Annotated in this window: 22 protein-coding genes; 3 read left to right on the forward strand and 19 right to left on the reverse strand. The window is 72.4% G+C overall.

Going from position 1 to position 21,169, the window contains the following annotated elements; all coding sequences use genetic code 11:
* Positions 1 to 42: 42 nt before the first annotated feature.
* The 4 genes from ACF1CT_RS21735 to ACF1CT_RS21750 form a co-directional block, all read right to left on the reverse strand.
* The gene (locus ACF1CT_RS21735) at positions 43 to 258 is read right to left on the reverse strand and encodes an I78 family peptidase inhibitor (protein ID WP_391785548.1); all 216 of its coding nucleotides are present in this window, start codon (positions 256 to 258) and stop codon (positions 43 to 45) included.
* 419 nt (positions 259 to 677) lie between these two features.
* The gene (locus tag ACF1CT_RS21740) at positions 678 to 1,637 is read right to left on the reverse strand and encodes a helix-turn-helix transcriptional regulator (protein ID WP_391785549.1); all 960 of its coding nucleotides are present in this window, start codon (positions 1,635 to 1,637) and stop codon (positions 678 to 680) included.
* Between the two features lie 115 nt (positions 1,638 to 1,752).
* On the reverse strand, positions 1,753 to 2,631 hold the full coding sequence (locus ACF1CT_RS21745; RefSeq protein ID WP_391785550.1) for a transferase: 879 nt from the start codon (positions 2,629 to 2,631) through the stop codon (positions 1,753 to 1,755).
* The gene (locus tag ACF1CT_RS21750; RefSeq protein WP_391785551.1) at positions 2,628 to 3,911 is read right to left on the reverse strand and encodes a glycosyltransferase family 4 protein; all 1,284 of its coding nucleotides are present in this window, start codon (positions 3,909 to 3,911) and stop codon (positions 2,628 to 2,630) included. Before ACF1CT_RS21750 ends, ACF1CT_RS21745 begins: the two co-directional genes overlap by 4 nt.
* Positions 3,912 to 4,264: 353 nt before the next feature.
* Between ACF1CT_RS21750 and ACF1CT_RS21755 the strand changes: the two genes are divergently transcribed.
* Complete coding sequence (locus ACF1CT_RS21755) at positions 4,265 to 5,065, forward strand: hypothetical protein (protein WP_391785552.1); 801 nt, start codon at positions 4,265 to 4,267, stop codon at positions 5,063 to 5,065.
* A gap of 137 nt (positions 5,066 to 5,202) precedes the next feature.
* Positions 5,203 to 5,562, forward strand: coding sequence for a hypothetical protein (locus ACF1CT_RS21760; RefSeq protein WP_391785553.1), 360 nt, complete (start codon positions 5,203 to 5,205; stop codon positions 5,560 to 5,562).
* Positions 5,563 to 5,821: 259 nt separating this feature from the next.
* Here the strand turns inward: ACF1CT_RS21760 and der are convergent, their stop codons facing one another.
* From der to aroH, 5 genes are all read right to left on the reverse strand, one after another.
* A complete protein-coding gene (gene der / locus ACF1CT_RS21765; protein ID WP_391785554.1) occupies positions 5,822 to 7,291 on the reverse strand; it encodes a ribosome biogenesis GTPase Der in 1,470 nt (489 codons plus the stop codon).
* Between the two features lie 99 nt (positions 7,292 to 7,390).
* Entirely contained in the window at positions 7,391 to 8,044 is a 654-nt protein-coding gene (locus tag ACF1CT_RS21770; RefSeq protein WP_391785555.1) for a lysophospholipid acyltransferase family protein, read from the reverse strand.
* On the reverse strand, positions 8,041 to 8,757 hold the full coding sequence (cmk, locus tag ACF1CT_RS21775; protein WP_391785556.1) for a (d)CMP kinase: 717 nt from the start codon (positions 8,755 to 8,757) through the stop codon (positions 8,041 to 8,043). Before cmk ends, ACF1CT_RS21770 begins: the two co-directional genes overlap by 4 nt.
* 108 nt (positions 8,758 to 8,865) lie before the next feature.
* Positions 8,866 to 9,951: a prephenate dehydrogenase gene (locus tag ACF1CT_RS21780; protein WP_391785557.1), complete on the reverse strand. Its 1,086-nt coding sequence runs from the start codon at positions 9,949 to 9,951 to the stop codon at positions 8,866 to 8,868.
* A complete protein-coding gene (aroH, locus tag ACF1CT_RS21785; protein ID WP_391785591.1) occupies positions 9,948 to 10,310 on the reverse strand; it encodes a chorismate mutase in 363 nt (120 codons plus the stop codon). The genes ACF1CT_RS21780 and aroH overlap by 4 nt, the downstream gene beginning before the upstream one ends.
* Before the next feature lie 153 nt (positions 10,311 to 10,463).
* On the opposite strand from aroH, the gene ACF1CT_RS21790 reads away from it, so the two are divergent.
* Positions 10,464 to 11,168: a DNA polymerase beta superfamily protein gene (locus ACF1CT_RS21790; RefSeq protein ID WP_391785558.1), complete on the forward strand. Its 705-nt coding sequence runs from the start codon at positions 10,464 to 10,466 to the stop codon at positions 11,166 to 11,168.
* 128 nt (positions 11,169 to 11,296) lie between these two features.
* Here ACF1CT_RS21790 and ACF1CT_RS21795 read toward each other — a convergent pair whose 3' ends face one another.
* From ACF1CT_RS21795 to ald, 10 genes are all read right to left on the reverse strand, one after another.
* A complete protein-coding gene (locus ACF1CT_RS21795; protein WP_391785559.1) occupies positions 11,297 to 12,319 on the reverse strand; it encodes an ADP-ribosylglycohydrolase family protein in 1,023 nt (340 codons plus the stop codon).
* The gene (locus ACF1CT_RS21800) at positions 12,316 to 13,050 is read right to left on the reverse strand and encodes an NUDIX domain-containing protein (RefSeq protein WP_391785560.1); all 735 of its coding nucleotides are present in this window, start codon (positions 13,048 to 13,050) and stop codon (positions 12,316 to 12,318) included. Before ACF1CT_RS21800 ends, ACF1CT_RS21795 begins: the two co-directional genes overlap by 4 nt.
* Positions 13,047 to 14,126, reverse strand: a complete 1,080-nt coding sequence (locus ACF1CT_RS21805; protein WP_391785561.1) for an AAA family ATPase — start codon at positions 14,124 to 14,126, stop codon at positions 13,047 to 13,049. Before ACF1CT_RS21805 ends, ACF1CT_RS21800 begins: the two co-directional genes overlap by 4 nt.
* Positions 14,123 to 14,779, reverse strand: coding sequence for a nicotinamide riboside transporter PnuC (gene pnuC / locus ACF1CT_RS21810; RefSeq protein ID WP_391785562.1), 657 nt, complete (start codon positions 14,777 to 14,779; stop codon positions 14,123 to 14,125). Before pnuC ends, ACF1CT_RS21805 begins: the two co-directional genes overlap by 4 nt.
* Before the next feature lie 175 nt (positions 14,780 to 14,954).
* Positions 14,955 to 16,061 (reverse strand): pseudouridine synthase, encoded by a 1,107-nt coding sequence (locus ACF1CT_RS21815; RefSeq protein ID WP_391785563.1) that lies wholly within the window; start codon positions 16,059 to 16,061, stop codon positions 14,955 to 14,957.
* Complete coding sequence (scpB, locus tag ACF1CT_RS21820; RefSeq protein ID WP_391785564.1) at positions 16,061 to 16,708, reverse strand: SMC-Scp complex subunit ScpB; 648 nt, start codon at positions 16,706 to 16,708, stop codon at positions 16,061 to 16,063. Before scpB ends, ACF1CT_RS21815 begins: the two co-directional genes overlap by 1 nt.
* Complete coding sequence (locus ACF1CT_RS21825; RefSeq protein WP_391785565.1) at positions 16,705 to 17,805, reverse strand: segregation and condensation protein A; 1,101 nt, start codon at positions 17,803 to 17,805, stop codon at positions 16,705 to 16,707. Before ACF1CT_RS21825 ends, scpB begins: the two co-directional genes overlap by 4 nt.
* Before the next feature lie 160 nt (positions 17,806 to 17,965).
* Positions 17,966 to 18,556: a hypothetical protein gene (locus ACF1CT_RS21830; RefSeq protein WP_391785592.1), complete on the reverse strand. Its 591-nt coding sequence runs from the start codon at positions 18,554 to 18,556 to the stop codon at positions 17,966 to 17,968.
* Positions 18,553 to 19,671, reverse strand: a complete 1,119-nt coding sequence (locus tag ACF1CT_RS21835; RefSeq protein WP_391785566.1) for a ParA family protein — start codon at positions 19,669 to 19,671, stop codon at positions 18,553 to 18,555. The genes ACF1CT_RS21830 and ACF1CT_RS21835 overlap by 4 nt, the downstream gene beginning before the upstream one ends.
* A 370-nt stretch (positions 19,672 to 20,041) precedes the next feature.
* Positions 20,042 to 21,166, reverse strand: a complete 1,125-nt coding sequence (ald, locus tag ACF1CT_RS21840; RefSeq protein WP_391785567.1) for an alanine dehydrogenase — start codon at positions 21,164 to 21,166, stop codon at positions 20,042 to 20,044.
* Between the last annotated feature and the right edge of the window lie 3 nt (positions 21,167 to 21,169).

Genomic DNA, 21,169 nt, shown 5'->3' on the forward strand with positions numbered 1-21,169 from the left:
CCTGCGCCGGGGCCCTCGGTCATGTCGCGACGGGTGCGGGACTCAGCCCACCCAGCAGCGGGTGACGACCGCGTCGGCGACCTCGAAGTTGATCCGCCCGGCACGGAACTCCATGGTGACGACCGTGCCCGGCGGCAGGGATCTGACGGTGCTCCAGCCTCGGCCGCGGGCCCGCCGTTCGGCCGCGTCGGCGGCGAGGCCGACGTACGCGCCGGGGGTGTCCTGGGGCTGAGCCGGTGGGGTCGGTAGGGGCGCCATACCCCCACCGTAGGCGGCCCTCGGCCTCGACGGAAGCCGCGTCGGCGTCCGTCGCAGGGCATCCGCACATCCCCTGCCGGTCACACTTGTGTCACAGGATCACGACACGTGTGCCGCCGCGCCCACATGTCCCGGACGCACGGTCCGCGACCCGACGGACAGTAATCGGAAATCCCGTCGGAGGACCGCGGGAAGGTGCCGTGAACGAAACCGAATACACCGGTCCGGACGGCCCCGATTTTCACATCCGATAAGCGCCGCAAATGAGCATGCCACCGGGAATTCACGCTTCCTTATGGCACCCTTATCCTTTGGTCACAAAATTCGCGTCGCGGAGCGGGGCCGAGGCCGTCCGCGTCGGGACAAACCCCGGACCGGGGAATCGGCGCCGCCGCGTCCCGGGCCGCCGACGGCGCCGCTCAGCCGACGGCCCGGGACAGCCGGTCCCGGGCCCGTACGATCGCGTCATTCAGCTCCGGCGGTTCGACCACCTCGAAGTCGAACCCCAGCATCAGGACGTGAACGACCATCACATCGAGGCTCACCGCTCCCGTGCGCAGCAGGCAGCTCCCGGCGCCCTCCGCCTCCAGCACCCCGGCGAACGGCGAGAGGTGTTCGGCCGCGCGCTCGATGTCCGTCCTCAGCCGCACCACCGCGCGGGTGGTGTAGGCGGTGGTGGAGATCCCCCGCGATACGTAGGCGGCGAGGTCCTCGGCCGGTGGGTCGCGGGGGACGAATCCCGGTCCGTGCGGCGGCCGTGGAGTGATCCGGTCCGCCCGGAAGGTCCGCCAGTCACCGCGGTCCAGGTCCCAGGCGACGAGGTACCAGCGGCGCTCGGTGCACACCAGCCGGTGCGGCTCGACGGTCCTGCGCGAGACGGAGCCGGAGTGGTCCCGGTACGCGAAGCGCAGCCGCTCGCTGTCCCGGCAGGCCCCGGCCAGTTCGGTGAGGACGCCCGGGTCGGCGGCCGACGTACCGGGAGCGCGCAGCAGCGGCACGGTGAACGTGCTGAGCGCGTTCACCCGGCGGCGGAGCCGGTCCGGCAGCACCTGCTCCAGCTTGGCCAGGGCGCCCACGGAGCTCTCCCCGATGCCTTCGACGCCGTTGCCCGCCGCGGTGCGCAGTCCGACGGCGACGGCGACGGCCTCCTCGTCGTCGAGGAGCAGCGGCGGCATCCGGGCCCCCGCACCGAGCCGGTACCCGCCACCGGTACCCGGGCTGGCGTTGACCGGGTAGCCGAGTCCGCGCAACTTGTCGACGTCGCGCCGGACCGTCCGGGGGGTCACCCCCAGTCGATCGGCGAGATCGGCTCCCGCCCATTCCCGGTGGGTCTGGAGCAGTGAGAGCAGTCGCAGCAGCCGTGCCGAGGTCTCCACCATGGCAGGAGTCTGCCAGGGGTCGCGGACGGTTCGTGTCCGCGATCGGCCCCGGCGGTCCACCGGCCCACGGGGCCGCTGCTCCGCGCGGGCCCCGGATCGCCCCGCACCCGGCGGTCTACCCGGCCGGCGGCGGACCGGGCTCGACGCGCACGCAGAGATCGTTGTCGCCCGTGTAGCAGGGGGTCGCCCGGACGCCCGCGCCGATGTCCCGGCCCGGGTAGACGAAGATGTTCCTCCGGTCCCAGACGTCGTCGAGGAGGCGGGAGACCCGCACCTCACCGGCCGGTCCGCCACGGGCCGTCCCCGGGATCAGCCAGAGCGTCCACAACTGTTCGTCCCGCACGGGCCCGTCGCCCAGTCCGTCCAGTGGAAGGGTGAAGGAGAACGAGCCCTCCTTCCCGGTGACCGGCACCCGGCGGACCCGGCCGGGGTCGCCGGGTGCCCTCGCCTCGGCCCGGGCGCCGTCGCCGAGCGGAACCCCGTACAGGGTGCCCTCGACGGTCATCGCGTCCCCGTCGAACGTCACCGTCCCGGCCTCGGCGTGCGGTGAGCGGACCCAGCAGTGCAGGGCGAGCCGGCCGTCGGCGGTCGGGTACGGGACACGGACCGCGACCCGTCCGGTCTCCGGCGCACGGTCCACGAGGTGGCGCAGGTCCCTGATCCCGGGCTCGACCGGCACCGCCGCCTCGTCGTCCTCGCCCGGCCCGCGCAGGCGTACGTCCCAGCGGCCCCCGGCCGTTTCCGCGGTGGCCGGCAGCACCGCCCGGAGCCGCCCGCCGCCGGTCTGCCCCAGCGGCAGCCGGAGCACGGCGTCGTCGCCCGTGCCCCCGCGCAGCCGGAACACCAGCTCCGGCCCCTCCCCCGCACCGTGCGGAACGGGTCCGGAGCCGGGGTCGCCGGGGTCGCCGGGGTCGCCGAGCTCGAAGACGAGGGTTCCGTCCGGGTCCGCGGTGCAGTCGGCGCGGGGGGTGTGTCGTCGCGCGGGGGCGGTCATGCGGGCTTCCTCCTGCGGATGACGTCGGCCGCCTTGTAGCGCAGGGCGTACGCCCCGTCCAGCACCGTGCCGCGGGCGCGGTGCAGTGTGGTGCGCAGGGCGCCGTGCGAGCGGTCGTGCGGGGCCCGGGAGGCGAGTTCGGTGAAGAGGCGCTCGTGACGCTCGGCGATCCGCGCCGGGTCGAACCGCTCGGACGCGGTGCGTGCGGCGCGCCCGAAGCGGTGCCGGAGCTCGTCGTCCTCGATCAGGCCGAGGAGGGCGTCGGTCACGGCCGCCGCGTCGCCGACCGGCACCAGTCGTCCGTCGGTGCCGTCCTCGATGATCTCGCGGGGGCCGTGCGGGCAGTCGGTGGCGACGACCGGCAGACCGCAGCGCATCGCCTCCACGATCGTCATGCCGAACGACTCGCGGTCCGAGGTGACCGCGGCGATCGATCCCTTGGGCCACTCGGCCTCCAGGGGGTTGACCGAGCCCATCAGGAACACGTGGTTGTGCAGGCCGAGTTCGCCGACGAGCGCGAGCAGCGCCCGGCGTTCGTTCCCGGTCGCGTCACCGGCCCCGTAGATGCGCAGCCGCCAGTCCGGGCGGACGGCGACCACGTCGGCGAACGCGCGCACGAGCAGGTCGTACCGCTTGACCTTGTGCAGCCGCCCCGCGGCGATCACCCACTTGCCGGTGCCGTCGGCGGGCGCGATCCGGGGGGCGGGCACGCTGTTGGGGATGGCCTCGATCCGTACCCCGGGCAGCTTGAGCACGGACCGGTAGGCACGGGCGTCGGCCTCGGTGACGGTGGTGATCGCGTCGAGCAACGTGTAGCGGTGCCCGATCTCGCGCCGCAGCCGGTAGCCGTGGCTGTCGAGGGTCAGGTGCTCCTGTCCGATCCGCACCGGACCGCGCCGGGCCTGCCTGCTGATCTGCACGTTGAGCCCGGGCCGGGTGCCGACGACGACGTCCGCCTCCAGGGAGCGCAGATGGGCCGCCACCCGGGCGTCGGTCAGCCTGCTGTACTGGCGGTACCTGCTGTCGCCGCGCGGGAAGACGGTCGCGGGGCGGGCGTGGTCGGCGGCGTCCCCGTCGTATGCCGGGCTCTTCTTCCGCAGGTCGACGAGGTGGCCCAGGACGACGCCCGCCGGGGCGCCCAGAGCCGGGACGTCCCGGTGCCGGAAGACGGACACGATCTCGACGTCATGGTGCTCGGCCAGCGTCTCGGCGAGGTTGAACGTCGTACGAATCGTCCCCCCGACTCCGTAGGCGTTGTGGAGCAGGAAGGAAATGTGCATGGAACGCCATGACTCCCGTTCGACTGATCAACGGCGGGCAACACTTGGCAGGACGGCACGGGCGGGCCGAAGGTTCCTCCGAACCCGTACCAGTTTCGGCCACCTCCGCGTTCACCCGCTTTCCTGATTTGTCGATGTATCAGCGCAGTGGTGCATGACCAAATGGACCACATCATCCGGCACCAATCGCTACATACTTGGCCCAACCACCCCTCGCACCGCGAGATTCACGCCTCGCGCCAGTTGGTTCGATTACGTTCCCCTTCTCGCGTGACTCCGGCCGCGGATCGCCCGTTGTCCCTTTCATGAGCCGGGAAGCACCCGGCACACGCACCGAGTTCGAGGAGCCACCCGTGCCGCGCATGCTCGACGTCAGCGAGGACGTACGTGCCGAGATCGGCGACGCCGAAGCCGACCGGCTGCTCGTCGGCGACAACGCCCCGGGCCACTACGACTGCACCTCCTGCCGCACCCCCGGCGACTCCGAGCAGGAACGCACCAGCACCGTCCTCTTCGTCGGCGGCGAGACGGCCGTTCTCGCCTTCGCCCACGCGACGTGCATCCCCTCCCAGGTCGTCCAGGTCGCGGAGGAGCAGTTGCAGGGCGCGGTGCGCAGCATCACGGCCGGCGAGGGGCGGCCGCAGGGCCGGCCGGGGAACCCGGAAGGTGTCGGTGCCGATCAGGCCGTCCTCGGCATCACCAGTGGCCTCGTGCTGATCGACGACGAGCTCCACCCGGCCCTCGTCGTCGAGCCGACCGGCGCGATCGTCCGGCCGGGCACGGACGGCAGTCAGGGCGACGAATTCCTCCGGCTCCTGCTGGAGCAGGGCTTCCAGCCGGTCCACCGGCTGGACCGGGCGCCCGCGGTCCTGCCCGGCTGGTCGATCCTGCTCGCCGTGGGCCGGCTGCACGCCGTGCTCCAGCCGGGCACCGACGGCGGGGCCCCGATCGCCTGGTGGCAGGCGCACGCGCCGCTCCAGGTGACCGAGGGCTGGCGGAACGCGGCCAACAAGTCCCGGACCGTGCTGCTCTTCGCCGCCCCGGCGGGGTCGATCGGCCAGCAGCCGCGCGAGGACCTGCTGCGGGACGCCCTGGACAAGGCGGCGGCCGACGGACTGCTGGTCGCCGCCGCGATGCCGCTGGCCGGGACCTGATCGCGTCCGCCGGGTCCCCGGGTCTGCGGCGAACAGCTATTTCTCGGCCGGGCCCGCATCCGACGGACCGTGGGGTCGTTGGCAGATACGTGCACTCATACGACTCCTCCCATCAGCGCCCGAACCCGATCCCTGCCATGCGCCCCTCGCGGGAGCCATCGGGCGGCCCGTCCCAGACCCCGATCTACGACGCGCTGTACTCCGAGTACCGGCGGTCGTTCCGGGCGCTGCCGGGTGATCGCAGTGGTGAGGAGAATCTCGGCTTCGTGGCCTTCGGCCTCGGCCTCTTCGCCGGCCGGGTCCCGCTGAGTGGCCATTCCGGGCACTCCGCCGGTCAGCCCGCAGGCTTCTCCACCGGGCTCTCCGTGCACAACGGGTCCGCCGCACACGGCGGACCGAGCGGGCACCCGGGGGCCTCCGGTTCCTGGCAGCGGGTGGGGCGGCACTCCGGGCGCGTCCGGCCTGCGGCGCTTCCGCCGGGGTCGCGCGACGCCTGAGAGCCTCTCGGGTGACCTCTGACCGGGCGGCCACGCCCTGGCACGCACGCTTCCGGCGTTGCCGGAATGACCGAGGAGCTCCGCCACTGGGCCATCCCGACGCCTTGGAACCGCACGCACCATCCCGCGTCCGCTTTCCGGCCGAAGGTCACCCGACAGACTCTGAGCCGTGCGATGCCCGAACCGCATGGCGGAGCCCCGGACCGCATCGCTCGTTCGCGAACCGGTCCGGGGCTCCGTCATGTGTTGCTCGGGGTCGCTACTTGTTGCGGCCGCGCTTCTCGCGGACCCTCACCGAGATGTGGATCGGGGTGCCCTCGAAGCCGAACTCCTCACGCAGCCGGCGCTCGACGAACCGCCGGTAGCCGTGCTCCAGGAAGCCCGAGGCGAACAGCACGAAACGCGGCGGCTTGGTGCCCGCCTGGGTGCCGAAGAGGATCCGGGGCTGCTTGCCGCCGCGGACCGGGTGCGGGTGGGCGGCCACGATCTCGCCGAGGAACGCGTTCAGCCTGCCGGTGGGGACGCGGGTCTCCCAGCCGTCGAGGGCGGTCTCGATCGCCGGGACCAGCTTCTCCATGTGACGGCCGGTGACGGCGGAGATGTTGACCCGAGGGGCCCAGGAGATCTGCGCGAGCTCCGTCTCGATCTCGCGCTCCAGGTAGTAGCGCCGCTCCTCGTCGAGGGTGTCCCACTTGTTGTACGCGATCACCAGGGCGCGCCCGGCCTCCACGGCCATGGTGATGATCCGCTGGTCCTGGACGCTGACGGACTCGCTCGCGTCGATCAGGACGACGGCGACCTCGGCCTTCTCCACGGCGGCGGCGGTACGCAGCGACGCGTAGTAGTCCGCCCCCTCCTGGAGGTGGACGCGGCGCCGGATGCCTGCCGTGTCGATGAACTTCCAGGTGACGCCACCGAGCTCGATCAGCTCGTCGACCGGGTCGCGGGTGGTGCCCGCGAGCTCGTTGACGACGACGCGCTCCTCGTTGGCCACCTTGTTCAGCAACGAGGACTTGCCGACGTTCGGACGGCCGATGAGGGCGATCCGGCGCGGGCCGCCGACCGCGGTGCCGAAGCGCTGGGCCGGGGCCTCGGGAAGCGCTTCGAGCACGGCGTCGAGGAGGTCGCCGGTGCCGCGGCCGTGCAGCGAGGAGACCGGGTGCGGCTCGCCGAGACCCAGCGACCAGAGCGCGGTGGCATCCGCCTCGCCGCTCTGCCCGTCGACCTTGTTGGCGCACAGCACGACGGGCTTCCCGGCCCGGCGCAGCAGCTTGACGACGGCCTCGTCGGTGTCGGTGGCGCCGACGGTCGAGTCGACCACGAAGACCACCGCGTCGGCGGCGTCGATGGCGTACTCGGCCTGGGCCGCGACGGAGGCGTCGATGCCCAGCACGTCCTGTTCCCAGCCGCCGGTGTCGACGACCTTGAAGCGGCGGCCCGCCCACTCGGCCTCGTAGGTGACGCGGTCGCGGGTGACGCCGGGCCGGTCCTCGACGACCGCCTCACGACGGCCGATGATCCGGTTCACCAATGTCGACTTGCCGACATTGGGGCGGCCGACGACGGCGAGGACGGGGAGCGGTCCGTGACCGGCCTCGCCGATCGCGCCCTCGACCTCCTCCGCGTCGAAGCCCTCCTCCGCGGCGAGCTCCATGAACTCCGCGTACTCGGCGTCGCCAAGCGCTCCGTGCTCGTGGTCCGAGCCCCCGGAGTGAATCTGGTCGTTCATGAAGTCCGTTCCTCTTTGCCTCATCATCGATGGGCCGCGATCGGGCGGCCCACTACTCACGTCTTGCTCGAACCGCCCCGCACTCCGGCGGGGCGGCTCTCAGCGCCCGGTGAAACGCCGGGCCTCGTCCAGGTGGGCGGTCAGCCGCGCCTGGATGCGTTCCGTCGCCTCGTCGAGCGCCCTGCGCGTCCTGCGGCCGTCCGCGGAGGCCGCCGCGAAGGCGTCACCGAAGACGACATCGACCCGACTGCGCAACGGCGGCAGTGCCGATATCAACCGTCCGCGGCGCTCGGTGCTTCCCAGGACGGCCACCGGGACGATCGGCGCCCCGCTGCGTACCGCGAAGTACGCGAGCCCGGCACGCAGGGAGGCGAAGTCGCCCTCGCCCCTGGTGCCCTCGGGGAAGATCCCGAGCGCTCCGCCGTTCTCCAGCACGCCGAGGGCGCCGGTGATGGCGGTGCGGTCGGCGGTCGTACGGTCCACCTTCAGCTGACCGATTCCGCGCAGGAACGGGTCGAGCGGACCGACGAACGCCTCCTTCTTGATCAGGAAGTGGACGGGCCGGGGCGCGGTGCCCATCAGCATCGGACCGTCGATGTTGTGCGAGTGGTTCACCGCGAGTATGACGGGTCCGGAGGCGGGAACGCGCCACGCGCCCAGGACACGGGGCTTCCACAGCCCGTACATCAGGCCGATCCCGATCCCGCGCCCGACCGCCGCGCCGCGGGGCGAGGCCGTGGTGGCTCGGGTCACTTCGCGGCCCGCTTCTCCTCGACGAGGGTGACGACACACTCGATGACCTGCTGAAGAGTCAGTTCGGTGGTGTCCACCTCGACGGCGTCGTCCGCCTTGGCCAGCGGGGAGGTCTTGCGGCCGGAGTCGGCGGCGTCCCGCTTGATCAGCGCCTCCTTGGTGGCGGCGAGGTCGGAGCCCTTGAGCTCTCCGCTGCGACGGGCCGCCCGCGCCTCCGGGGAGGCGGTGAGGAAGATCTTCAGGTCGGCTCCGGGCAGCACGGTGGTGCCGATGTCCCGGCCCTCGACCACTATGCCGCGCTCGGCGGCGGAGGCGATGGTGCGCTGCAGCTCGGTGATCCTGGTGCGCACCTCGGGGACCGCGCTGACGGCGCTGACCCGGGAGGTCACCTCCTGCGTACGGATCGGGCCGGAGGCGTCCTCGCCGTCGACGGTGATCGTGGGGGCCGCCGGGTCCGTGCCGGAGACGATGACCGGCTTGGCGGCGGCGGTCGCCACCTCCGTCGCGTCCTCGACGTCGATGCCGTTGTTCAGCATCCACCAGGTGATCGCCCGGTACTGGGCGCCGGTGTCCAGGTAGCTCAGACCGAGCTGGGCGGCGACGGCCTTGGACGTGCTCGACTTGCCGGTGCCGGAGGGGCCGTCGATGGCGACGATCACTGCGGCCGGGGCGGTCCGGGCGGCGGCGCTTGCGGTTTCCACGGTGGTGGACACCTTCCTGATGACTCGGAGTGGGCGGACGGGGCGCGGGTACCCGCACCGCACAAGGTTACCGAGTGCCGGGGCGGTCCCCGGCACCCCTGTGGACAACCGCCTCCCGGCCTACTGGCGGATCGCCCAGCCGCGCTCGCGCAGGGCCGCGGTCAGCCCGGGGGCGGCGCTCGGCTCGACCATGAGCTGGACCAGGCCCGCCTGCTGCCCGGTGGCGTGCTCGATGCGCACGTCCTCGACGTTGACCCCGGACCGGCCGGCGTCGGCGAAGATCCCGGCGAGTTCGCCCGGCCGGTCGCTGATGAGCACGGAGACCGTCTCGTACGAGGCGGGGGCCGTCCCGTGCTTGCCGGGCACCCGCACCCGGCCCGCGTTGCCGCGGCGCAGGACGTCCTCGATGCCCTCGGTGCCCTCGCGGCGCCGTTCGTCGTCGGCGGACTGCAGACCGCGCAGCGCGCGCACCGTCTCGTCCAGGTCGGCGGCGACCCCGGCCAGCACGTCGGCGACCGGTCCGGGGTTCGCGGAGAGGATCTCCAGCCACATCCGGGGATCGGAGGCGGCGATCCGCGTGACGTCCCTGATGCCCTGCCCGCAGAGGCGCACGGCGGCCTCGTCGGCCTCCTCCAGCCGGGCGGCGACCATCGACGAGATCAGCTGCGGGGTGTGGGAGACCAGGGCGACGGCCCGGTCGTGGGCGTCCGCGTCCATCACGACCGGGACGGCGCGGCAGAGCGCGACGAGTTCCAGGGCCAGGTTGAGGACCTCGGTGTCGGTGTCCCGGGTCGGGGTGAGGACCCAGGGGCGCCCCTCGAAGAGGTCGGCGGTCGCGGCGAGGGGGCCGGATCGCTCCTTGCCCGCCATGGGGTGTGTCCCGATGTACGGGGTGAGGTCGAGGCCGAGGGCCTCCAGCTCGCGGCGCGGCGCGCCCTTGACGCTGGCGACGTCGAGGTAGCCCCGCGCCACCCCGTCCCGCATGGCGGCGGCCAGCACCGGGGCCACGTGGGCGGGCGGCACGGCGACGACCGCCAGGTCGACGCGTCCCTCGGGCGCCTCGTCCGTACCGGCGCCGAGCGCGGTCGCGGTGCGGGCCGACTGCGGATCGTGATCGGCGAGGTGGACCTGGATGCCGCGGCCGGCGAGGGCGAGGGCTGCGGAGGTGCCGACGAGGCCCGTTCCGATGACGAGGGCGGTTCTCACTGGGCGATGTCCTTGCGGAGGGCGGCGGTGGCGCCGAGGTACACGTGGGCGATCTCGGACTTGGGGAGGTAGGTCTCGACATGGGCGAGAATCCGCACCACGCGGGGCATGGCCCCCGCGATGTCGAGCTCCTGGGCGCAGATCAGCGGCACGTCGACGATACCGATGCCGCGTGCCGCGGCGGCCGGGAAGTCGCTGTGCAGGTCGGGGGTGGCGGTGAACCAGATGCTGATCAGGTCGTCCGCGACGAACTCGTTGCGCCGCAGAACCTCGGTGAGCAGCGCGGCGACCCGCTCGGCCATGTGCCCCGCCTCGTCCTGTTCCAGCTGGACGGCTCCACGGACCGCTCGTACCGCCACGCCGTGCTCCTGCCTCTCGCCCACGTGATCCTTCTGCGCGACCAGCCTAAGGGCTGCCCCCTGGTGCCCGGTGGGCGCGCGGCGCCCGCCGGGGCGGCCGGCGCCGGAGAAAATCCCGGTGCAACACGTTTTCGCCCCCGTACGCTCACCGGCATGATCACTCCCGCATCCGAGGCCCTCGTGCGCGACCACACGGTGTACGCCTGCGTGATGGGTTCGCGTGCCTTCGGACTCGCCACGGAGGACAGCGACACCGACCGGCGGGGCGTCTTCCTCGCGCCGACCCCGCTGTTCTGGCGGTTCGAGAAGCCGCCGACGCATGTCGACGGGCCCGCCCGGGAGCAGTTCTCCTGGGAGCTGGAGCGCTTCTGCGAGCTGGCGCTCCGCGCCAACCCCAACGTGCTGGAGTGCCTGCACTCCCCGCTGGTGGAGCATGTCGACGAGGTGGGCCGCGAACTCCTGTCCCTGCGCGACGCGTTCCTCTCCCGGCGGGCCCACCTGACCTTCGTCCGCTATGCCTCGGGCCAGCGCCGGAAGCTGGAGAGCGACGTCCGGCGGTACGGGCGGCCGCGCTGGAAGCACGCCATGCACCTGCTGCGGCTGCTGGCCGGCGGCCGGGATCTGCTGCGCACCGGCGAGCTGGTCATCGACGTGGGCGGGGCCCGGGACGATCTGCTGGCGGTGAAACGCGGCGAGGTTCCGTGGCCGGAGATCGAACGCCGGATGGCCCGCCTCGCCGAGGAGAACGACGCGGCGGTCGTCTCCTCGCCGCTGCCGGCCGAACCGGACCGGGCACGCGTGGAGGACTTCCTGGTCCGCACCCGCCGGGCGTCCGCCCGCGCGGCCGACCCGGCGTAGCCCCGCGGGACGGTGGTGCCCCCGCAGGCGGACGGCAGGCCGGTCCGGACCGGAGATGAACCCCCCGAAGGTCCACGTCCGACGCGGGACGGCCGGCCCCGGCTTCCCCGTCTCTTCCCGCACATGGATCAGGAGTCCCAGAGCGCCCCCAGCGACAGCAGGTCGCTCCGGTACTCGATCCGCTCCGACCACTCCTTGGGCCAGGCGCCCGCGCCCATGTGCGCGCCGGCCAGCGCTCCGGTGAGGCAGCCCAGCGAGTCCGAGTCGCCACGGGTGCAGGCGGCCCGCCGGACGGCGGTGACCGGGTCGTCGGGGAAGAGCAGGAAGCAGTGCAGGGCCGTGGCGAGCGCCTCCTCCGCGGTCCATCCGTCTCCGGTCGCCTCGCAGGGGTCGGTCTCCGGGTACGGGACGAGCAGGGCGTCCTGGACACGGGCCAGCGCGTCGAGGCACTCGTCCCAGCCGCGCTCGATGTACCGCTCGGGCGAGGCGTCGCCCGCGTACCGCCAGAGGTCGCCGAGCCAGCGGGTGAGGTAGGTGCGACTGTTCTCGTACGCGTACGAGCGCAGTTGCCCGAGCAGGCCCACCGGCGCCGCGCCCTGCGCCAGCAGGTACACCGCCCGTGCCATCAGGTCGGCCGCGGCGAGCGCGGTCGGGTGTCCGTGCGTGAGGGCCGCCTGCAACTGGGCGGCGCCGGAGCGCTGTTCCTCGCTCAGCCCGGGGACCAGCCCGACCGGTGCGACCCGCATGTTGGCGCCGCAGCCCTTGGAGCCCGTCCGGCTGGCCTCCTGCCACAGCCGGTCGCTGTCGAGCAGGCGGCAGGCGGTCATGCAGGTGCGGCCCGGGGCGCGGTTGTTGTCGGGCGAGTGGTACCAGTCGACGAACTCCTCGCGCAGCGGGCGGACCAGCCGCAGCGGGGTGAGCAGCCCGCGGTCCATGGCGGTCCGCAGGCCCCGTCCCACGGCCAGCGTCATCTGGGTGTCGTCGCTGACGAAGGCAGGCCTCGGCAGTCGCATCTGCCGCCACGGCCCGCACTTGGCGAGGATCGAGGGCACGTTGTTGAACTCGGTCGGGAAGCCCAGTGCGTCGCCGAGCGCGAGCCCGGTCAGCGCGCCGGTGGCGGCCTGTTTGGTGATGGTCCTGGTCACGATCACGTGCTTCTTCCTTCCGGTCTCAGGAGTGGAGGGTGCAGAGCGGTGGCGGCGCCCGCCCGGTAGAGCGCTGCGGGCTTCCCCCGTCCGCCGGTCCGGCGCGGTGGTCCCTCCACGGCCTGGACGAAGCCGGGAGTGGTGAGGACCTTGCGCCGGAAGTTGGGCCGGTCCAGCTCGACGCCCCAGACCGTCTCGTACACCTGCTGGAGTTCCCCCAGGGTGAATTCGGACGGGCAGAACGCGGTGGCCAGACAGGTGTATTCGAGCTTGGCCCCGATTCGGTCGTGTGCGTCGGCGAGGATGCGGTCGTGGTCGAAGGCGAGTGGGCCGGCGGACCCGGCGACCGACCACCGGGCACTGGCGGCGTCGCCGCCGCCCCGGGGTTCGGGCAGGTCGGGAACGAGCGCGGCGTAGGCGACGGAGACCACCCGCATCCTCGGGTCGCGGTCCGGGGCGCTGTAGGTGCGCAGTTGTTCCAGGTGGAGGGCGCGGGCGGTGTCCTCGGTGAGTCCGGTCTCCTCGGCGAGTTCCCGGCGGGCGGCGTCCTCGGCGGACTCCCGGGGCTGGACGAAGCCGCCGGGCAGCGCCCAGTGCCCCTGGTACGGGTCCTCGCCCCGTTCGACGAGCAGGACGTTCAGCCCCGAGGCGCGGACCGTGAACACGGCGAGGTCGACCGTGACGGCGAAGGGCTCGAAGGCGTGCGGGTCGTAGCCCGCGGGGGCGTCCGGCCTCATCGCCGCTCCGGGAGGGGTGCGGCGAAGTCCCAGCCGGTGGCGAGCAGGGCGTCGACGGCGGCGACGGCGGCGGCCAGACGTTCCGGCCGGCTTCCGGAGACCTCGACGAACCGCCGCCCGGTGCGGGTGAGTTCGGCGCGGAAGCGGTCGGTCATCCAGGGGCGCAGTTCCTCGCCGTCGCGCAGTCCGTCGTCCTCGAACGCGACGCCCTCGTGGTCGGTGAGCAGCCACAGGTGGTGGGCGGCCCGGTCCGCGGTCTCCTCGACGAGGGGGTTGCGGCCGCCGACGTACCGCTCGTGCCAGACGGTGGTGGCGAAGGAGTCGGTGTCGCAGAAGAGCACCGGGGACCCGGTGCGCGCGGCCGCCTCCTCGGCGGCGTTCTGCGCCTCGGCGATCAGCGGGAAGTCCTCGGTGTCGAAGATGACGTCCTCCCATTGCGCCCCGGGGCACCGTTCGCGCAGTGCGGCAAGTTTCCGTTCGCTGAACTCCCGCCCGTACTCGTCGACGCAGCGGGTGTGCGTCCAGACCCCGCCGCGCCGCCGGTAGTGGTCGGTGAGGGCACGGGCCAGCGTGGTGGTGCCGGTGGATTCCGCGCCGAGGACGACGACCCGGCGGGTGAGCGCGGCGCGTACGGGCGGTGCGAGGAAGTCCCAGCAGCCGACCGGGTCCTTGCGGACGGCGGTGCCGGAGACCGGAAAGACCGTGCGGCCGGGGTCGACGCAGACGGATTCGGCGCCGAACCTGCGGGCCAGTTCGTCCCCGTACGACTCCGAGGTGAAGACGGCGTCCACCGGTTCGGGGACGGCGCCGGTGAAGACCGCCATGTGCGCGTCCCAGATCGCCGGGTCGTGGAGGTCCATGGGGATGTCGTCGACGGCGCCCACCACCCGCACGTCCGGGTGCGCCTCCCTCATCCAGGCCACCCGGTCGGCGAGCGGCACCGATTCGACGGAGGCGGCGCAGACCAGCACGGTGAGGCGTGCGCACCGGTCCCGGGCGGTGCGCACGAGGTGGTGGTGGCCGGCGTGCGGCGGATAGAACTTGCCGAGGACGAGGCCGTGCCCGAAGCGCCTCACGCCGCCACCTCCACCGGCCGCGCCGGCCGGCGCGCGGCGAGGTCGTGCCGCCAGTTGCGCAGTCCGATCAGGCAGAGCGTCAGAAAGCCGACGTACAGCAGGGAGGTCAGGTAGAGCTCCTTGTACGCGTACAGCGGGATGTACACCACGTCGGCGGCGATCCAGAGCCACCACGACTCGACGAGCTTGCGGCACTGCCCGTACGTGGCCGTGAGGGACAGCGCGGTCGTCAGGGCGTCCCAGAAGGGCACGGTGGAGTCGGTGGCACGGTCCAGCAGGACCGTGAGGGCGAGGGTCCCCACCGCTCCCGCCGCGAGCAGCCAGGTCCATTCGGTGCGGGTGGTGCGCCGCACCGGAAGGTCCGGTGCGCCCGGTCCACCCCCGTGGGTCCAGGTCCACCAGCCGTACGCGGCGAGGGCGATGAAGACGATCTGGAGTCCGGCGTCGGCGTACAGGCCGGACTGGGTGAACAGCAGGATGAAGAAGAGGTTGTTGGCAATACCGATCGGCCAGTTGGCGAGGTGCTGGCGGGCCACGAACCAGACGCACAACGCCCCGCTGCCGAAGCCGAGCACCTCGGTCCAGGCGACCGGGGTGCCGAGGACCGTCACCAGGGGTTGTTGCAGGGGATCGAGAACATCCGCGAGAACCACTCCCGCCTCCTTTTTTAATAGTCATTCTGACTATAAAGGAGGAACGGACATGGCAAAAGGCCCGCGGCCGGTCCCTGTCCCCCGATTTCGGGACAGGGACCGGCCGCGGGCCTCGACCGGACGGAGCCGGGGTCGCGGGGCGTCGACGGCCCGCTCGCCGTCGACGACCAGGTCGTTACAGACCGACCTCGTGCATGAGCATGCCGACCTCGGTGTTGGTGAGGCGGCGCAGCCAGCCGGACTTCTGGTCGCCCAGCGGGATCGGGCCGAAGGCCGTCCGCACCAGCCGCTCGACCGGGAAGCCCGCCTCGGCGAGCATCCGGCGGACGATGTGCTTGCGGCCCTCGTGGAGGGTCACCTCGACCAGGTAGTTCTTGCCGGTGTTCTCGACGACCCGGAAGTGGTCGGCGCGGGCGTACCCGTCCTCCAGCGGGATGCCGTCCTTGAGCCGCTTGCCGAGGTCGCGCGGGAGCGGTCCCTGGATCGCGGCCAGGTAGGTCTTCTTCACCCCGTACTTGGGGTGGGTCAGCCGGTGGGCCAGCTCGCCGTGGTTGGTGAGCAGGAGAATGCCCTCGGTCTCGGTGTCCAGCCTGCCCACGTGGAAGAGACGCGTCTCGCGGTTGTTGACGTAGTCGCCGAGGCACTGGCGGCCGTCCGGGTCCTCCATGGACGAGACGACACCGGCGGGCTTGTTCAGCGCGAAGAAGAGATACGACTGGGCGGCCACGGTCAGCCCGTCGACCTTGATCTCGTCCTTGTGCACGTCGACGCGGCGGCCCTGCTCCAGGACGATCTCGCCGTTCACCTCGACCCGGGCCTGCTCGATGAGCTCCTCGCAGGCACGGCGCGAGCCCAGCCCCGCCCTGGCCAGGACCTTCTGCAGCCGCTCGCCCTCCTGCTCGGCGCCGGGGAAGGTCTTGGGGGGCTTGACGTCGGGCTTGCCCGCGTACCGGTCCCGGTTGCGCTGCTCGATCTTGGCGTCGAGCTCACGCGGACGGGACGGGGCGCCCTGGCCGCGCCGGGCACCCGGGCCTGCGCCCCGGGCCTGCGGGGGCTTGGGACCGCCCTTGGCGCCGCCGCGGGCGGCGGCACCACGGCCCTTGCGGGGTGCGTCGCCGCTCCGCTCCCCGGAGGCGCCCACGTCGTAGCGGCGCTCCTCCGGCCGGGGCCGACGGGGGCGCTGCTCCTGCCGGCCGTCGCGACCCGCGCCGGCACCCCGGGGATTCCGGTCGCCGCCGCTCCGGCCGCCGCCGCTTCCGCTGTTCCTGCCACTGCTTCGCATCAAAATTCCGTCTTGTCGTCTGCGTGAGTATCCGGGGTGTCCGGTGCGTCCGGATCGAACGACGGCACACCCTCCGGCGTATCGGCCTCGATCGCGTCCGCCTCGGGGAGGAAGGGCGCGAGCTCCGGGAGCTCGTCCAGGCCACGCAGGCCCATCCGCTCCAGAAAGTAGTTCGTCGTCCTGTACAGGATCGCACCTGTTTCGGGTTCCGTGCCCGCCTCCTCGACCAGACCCCGCTGGAGCAGGGTCCGCATGACCCCGTCACAGTTCACTCCGCGGACGGCGGAGACCCTCGACCTGCTGACCGGCTGCCGGTACGCGACCACCGCCAGGGTCTCCAGGGCCGCCTGGGTGAGCCGTGCCTGCTGCCCGTCCAGGACGAAGTTGTCGACGGCCGCCGCGTACGCGGGACGGGTGTAGAAGCGCCAGCCCCCCGCGACCTGCCGCAGGTCGAAGCCCCGGCGCTGGACGGTGTACTCGTCGGCAAGCTCGCGCAGCGCGTCGGCGACGTCCCGGCGGGGCCGCTCCAGCACCTTGGCGAGGTGTTCCTCGGCGGCGGGCTCGTCGACGACCATGAGGACGGCCTCCAGGGCGGGCTTCAGGTCGAGGTCCGCGACGGCGGAGCCCGTGGTGTCCTGCTGCGTCATGCCTTCCCATCCTCCTGGACGTCCTGCGTCTCGGTGTCGAACTCGTCCGTCACCACGGGGTCGGCGCCCTCCGCCCCGGCCCAGCGCACCAGGAGGCCGCCGAGGGCCTCGGCCTGGTCGAGCGCGACGGCCTTCTCCCGGTACAGCTCCAGCAGGGCGAGGAACCTGGCGACGACGGTGAGGGTGTCCGGGGCGTCCTCGGTGAGCTCGCCGAAAGTGAGCTCACCCAGCTCGCGCAGCCGCGCCACCACGATGCCCGCCTGCTCCCGCACGCTGACCAGCGGCGCGTGGATGTGGTCGACGTAGACCTGCGGCACGGGCTTCGGCCTCATCGCCTTCACGGCCAGGGCCGCGAACCGCTCGGCGCCGATACCGAGGACGACCTCCGGCAGCAGCTCGGCGTGGTGCGGCTCCAGCCCCACGGTACGCGGGAAGCGCCGCCCCTCCGACGCCAGCCGGCCGTCGAAGATCTCCGCGACACGCTTGTACGCACGGTACTGGAGCAGCCGGGCGAAGAGCAGGTCCCGCGCTTCGAGCAGCGCCAGGTCGGCCTCGTCCTCCACCTCGGCGGCGGGCAGCAGCCGGGCGGCCTTCAGGTCGAGCAGGGTCGCGGCGACGACGAGGAACTCGGTGGTCCGGTCCAGGTCCCAGTCCGGCCCCCTCGCACGAATGTGCGTCATGAACTCGTCGGTGACCCTGGACAGCGCGATCTCGGTCACATCCATCTTGTGCCTGGAGATGAGCTGGAGGAGCAGGTCGAACGGTCCCTCGAAGTTCGCCAGCCGCACGGTGAACCGTCCGTCGTCGGCGGGCTCGGGGGGCGGAACGGACACCGCCGCGTCGTCGCCGGTACCGGTGCCGGCAATGGCGGCGTCGGCGGGAGCGGGCGGCGTCGGGGCCACGGGCCCTCGGGGCGCCACGGCGGGTGGCGGCGTCACGGCCGGCACGGGCTCCCCGGGTCCGGTGGACCCGCCCGCTTCGGCGGGCCGGGAACCCTCGACGCCCCCGGCAGTCACCGGCTCCGGTGTCGCCCGGCCGCCCGGACCGCGCCCCAGGGGGCGGCGGGGGGCGCGGGCGGGCTCGTCGGTCGTCGGCATGAGGGATCCAGGGGCAGCGGGTCGCGGGCGGCGGGAGCGGCCCGTACGGGCGGGACGGCCGCTGGGCCGTGTCCTCGAAACCGCCGTCTGCCGAACGACGACACTTCGAGGACGCGGCCCCGGGCGGCACTCCCCCGGCAGGCTACCGGCGCCGCACCGGTCAGCGGCCGCGCAGCCGCCGTACGAGGATGCTCGCGTCGCCCCGCGACTCCAGATCGGCGAGGACCACCGCCACCGCCTCGCGGACGATCCGCCCCCGGTCCACGGCGAGCCCGTGCTCGCCGCGCAGCACGAGGCGGGCGTGTTCGAGGTCCATCAGTTCCTCGGCCGAGACGTAGACGGTGATCTTCTCGTCGTGACGCTCCCGGCCGCTGGGCCGCCGATTGGCCCCGCGGCCTCCACCGCGCCCGCGCTGCTGCTGGGCGGCGGGGGCGGGAACCTCCTGCGCGGGAACCGGGGTGGACGCCTGCGCGGACGACCGGGCTCCGCGCCGGGAGGCCGCGGCCGGGTCGCCCTCGGCGTTCCGGCCGCGCGATCCCCCCGTGTCGGTCTCCGCCGCGGAGTGTTCCTCGCGGCCCTCGGCCGCGTCCGCCGATCCCCCGGGCCCCTCGCTCCCGGGGCCGTTCTCACCGGCGGGCCCGGGCACCCGGGCCTCGCCGTTCGCCTTGCGTCGCCGGTCCACCGGGGACGAGGCCTGGAGCCCCATCCCCCCGGTCGTACGGAACAGTTCGTCGGCTCCGGGCAGACTCACTCGGCGTGACACCGGGCGAGCACCTCCCTGGCGAGCTGGCGATAGGCGGCGGCACCGACCGAGTTGGAGGCGTACGTGGTGATCGGCTCGCCCGCGACCGTGGTCTCCGGGAAGCGCACAGTGCGTCCGATGACCGTGTGGTAGACGTGGTCGTCGAACGCCTCGACGACGCGCGCGAGGACCTCGCGGCTGTGCACCGTACGGGAGTCGTACATGGTCGCGAGGATGCCGTCGAGCTCCAGCTCGGGGTTGAGCCGCTCCTGGACCTTCTCGATGGTCTCGGTGAGCAACGCCACGCCGCGCAGCGCGAAGAACTCGCACTCCAGCGGGACTATGACCTTGTGCGCGGCCGTCAGGGCGTTCACCGTGAGCAGGCCCAGCGACGGCTGACAGTCGATCACGATGTAGTCGTAGTCGGCCATCAGCGGCTTCAGGGCGCGCTGGAGCGTCGACTCCCGGGCCACCTCGCTGACCAGCTGCACCTCGGCGGCCGACAGGTCGATGTTGCTGGGGAGCAGGTCCATGTTCGGGACCGCGGTCTTCAGCAGGACCTCGTCGGCCGACATGCCCCGCTCCATGAGCAGGTTGTAGACGGTGAGGTCGAGCTCCATCGGGTTGACGCCGAGCCCGACCGACAGGGCTCCCTGCGGGTCGAAGTCGACGAGCAGGACACGGCGCCCGTACTCCGCGAGCGCGGCACCCAGGTTGATGGTCGACGTGGTCTTGCCGACGCCGCCCTTCTGGTTGCACATCGCGATGATCTTCGCGGGGCCGTGATCGGTCAGCGGACCCGGGATCGGGAAGTAGGGCAGGGGCCGACCGGTCGGGCCGATCCGCTCGCGGCGCTGGCGGGCGGCGTCGGGCGCGAGGGTGGCCGCGTACTCCGGATCGGGCTCGTACTCGGCATCGGGGTCGTAGAAATGCCCCTGGGGCTCGTCGAAGTCGGCGAAGTGGGCGGTGTCTCGGCCACTCTCGTTGCCGGCCATGGCGTTCACGTGTAGGCCGTCCATCATCTGGGGGGCTGCTGTCGTCATGTGCTGATTGGTGGCGAAGGTGCGGACAGCGACGGAGCCGACAGCCTCCAGCCCGTGCGGGCCCCGGCCCCGTGCGGGCATCCCTGCTTGAACACCCCCGGGAGTAATTGTCGACTCATTCACAAGTCGTCTTACCTCCTTGGAAGTGACCAGGAAACTTATCGATAGGTCAGCGTGGCACCATGCCGACGATTGGCGACTCTATGGCGTGTCACCGCTTCGCAGCAACACAATCCGCCGGACCCGGCCCGATGTGTCGGCAATCGAACACCTCCCTGTCAAGGGTGCGCGGGCACCGAGGAGGACCTTTATCGGGTGCACGAATCGGTTGAAGGGTTACGTTCGAGACGAGTTGAACGGCGACCGCCCGCCGCCCGGCACGCGTCGGGCCGGACCCTGCCCGGCAAGGTCCGGCCCGACGCGTGAGGTTGACGGGAGGTGTTGACCCGTATCAGCCGAGGAGCGAGTTCAGCTCGACGTGCTCCAGGCCGTGGGCCTCGGCCACCTCGCGGTAAACGACCTTCCCGTCATGGGTGTTGAGGCCCTTGGCGAGCGCGGCGTCGCGGCGCAGCGCCTCGGCCCAGCCGCGGTTGGCGAGCTCCACGATGTACGGCAGCGTGGCGTTGGTGAGGGCGTAGGTGGAGGTGTTGGGCACCGCGCCCGGCATGTTCGCGACGCAGTAGAAGACCGAGTCGTGGACCTTGAAGGTCGGCTCGGCGTGCGTCGTCGGGTGGGAGTCCTCGAAGCAGCCGCCCTGGTCGATCGCGATGTCGACAAGTACGCTTCCGGGCTTCATCTTGGCGACGAGCTCGTTGGTGACCAGCTTCGGGGCCTTGGCGCCGGGGATGAGCACGGCACCGACGACGAGGTCGGCCTCGACGACGGCCTTCTCCAGCTCGAAGGCGTTGGAGACGACCGTCTGCACCTTGGTGCCGAAGATCTTGTCGGCCTCGCGCAGCTTGTTGATGTCCTTGTCGAGCAGCGTGACGTGGAAGCCGAGGCCGACGGCGATCTGCGTGGCGTTCCAGCCGGAGACACCGCCGCCGATGACCACGGCCCTGCCCGCCGCCGTGCCCGGGACGCCGCCCGGCAGCACGCCGCGACCGCCGGCCGAGCGCATCAGGTGGTAGGCGCCGACCTGCGGGGCCAGCCGGCCCGCCACCTCGGACATGGGGGCGAGCAGCGGGAGAGCGCGGTTCGCGGTCTCGACCGTCTCGTACGCGATGGCCGTGGTGCCCGACTCCAGGAGCGCGTCCGTGCACTCGCGGGAGGCGGCGAGGTGCAGGTAGGTGAAGAGCGTCTGGTCCTTGCGCAGGCGGTGGTACTCCTCGGCGACCGGCTCCTTGACCTTGAGCACCAGGTCGGCGGTGGCCCAGACCTCGTCGGCCGTGGGAAGGATCTGCGCCCCGGCGGCGACGTACTCCCCGTCCGTGATGGAGGAGCCGGCCCCGGCGTTCTCCTCGACGACGACCTGGTGGCCGTGGCGGACGAGCTCGTTCACACCGGCAGGCGTGATCGCCACGCGGAACTCGTTGTTCTTGACTTCGCGGGGGATGCCGACCTTCACGTCGATCACGGT

The organism is Streptomyces sp. NPDC014734 (genome assembly GCF_043083325.1).
Classification (GTDB): Bacteria; Actinomycetota; Actinomycetes; order Streptomycetales; family Streptomycetaceae; genus Streptomyces.

Coding starts and splice junctions, on each gene's coding strand:
- ACF1CT_RS21735 (WP_391785548.1), bottom strand. CDS start 258: ATGGCGCCCCTACCGACCCCACCGGCTCAGCCCCAGGACACCCCCGGC.
- der (WP_391785554.1), bottom strand. CDS start 7,291: ATGAACGACCAGATTCACTCCGGGGGCTCGGACCACGAGCACGGAGCG.
- ACF1CT_RS21745 (WP_391785550.1), bottom strand. CDS start 2,631: ATGACCGCCCCCGCGCGACGACACACCCCCCGCGCCGACTGCACCGCG.
- ACF1CT_RS21800 (WP_391785560.1), bottom strand. CDS start 13,050: ATGAGGCCGGACGCCCCCGCGGGCTACGACCCGCACGCCTTCGAGCCC.
- ACF1CT_RS21760 (WP_391785553.1), top strand. CDS start 5,203: ATGCGCCCCTCGCGGGAGCCATCGGGCGGCCCGTCCCAGACCCCGATC.
- ACF1CT_RS21825 (WP_391785565.1), bottom strand. CDS start 17,805: ATGCCGACGACCGACGAGCCCGCCCGCGCCCCCCGCCGCCCCCTGGGG.
- scpB (WP_391785564.1), bottom strand. CDS start 16,708: ATGACGCAGCAGGACACCACGGGCTCCGCCGTCGCGGACCTCGACCTG.
- ACF1CT_RS21815 (WP_391785563.1), bottom strand. CDS start 16,061: ATGCGAAGCAGTGGCAGGAACAGCGGAAGCGGCGGCGGCCGGAGCGGC.
- ACF1CT_RS21750 (WP_391785551.1), bottom strand. CDS start 3,911: ATGCACATTTCCTTCCTGCTCCACAACGCCTACGGAGTCGGGGGGACG.
- ACF1CT_RS21835 (WP_391785566.1), bottom strand. CDS start 19,671: ATGCCCGCACGGGGCCGGGGCCCGCACGGGCTGGAGGCTGTCGGCTCC.
- ACF1CT_RS21740 (WP_391785549.1), bottom strand. CDS start 1,637: ATGGTGGAGACCTCGGCACGGCTGCTGCGACTGCTCTCACTGCTCCAG.
- ACF1CT_RS21790 (WP_391785558.1), top strand. CDS start 10,464: ATGATCACTCCCGCATCCGAGGCCCTCGTGCGCGACCACACGGTGTAC.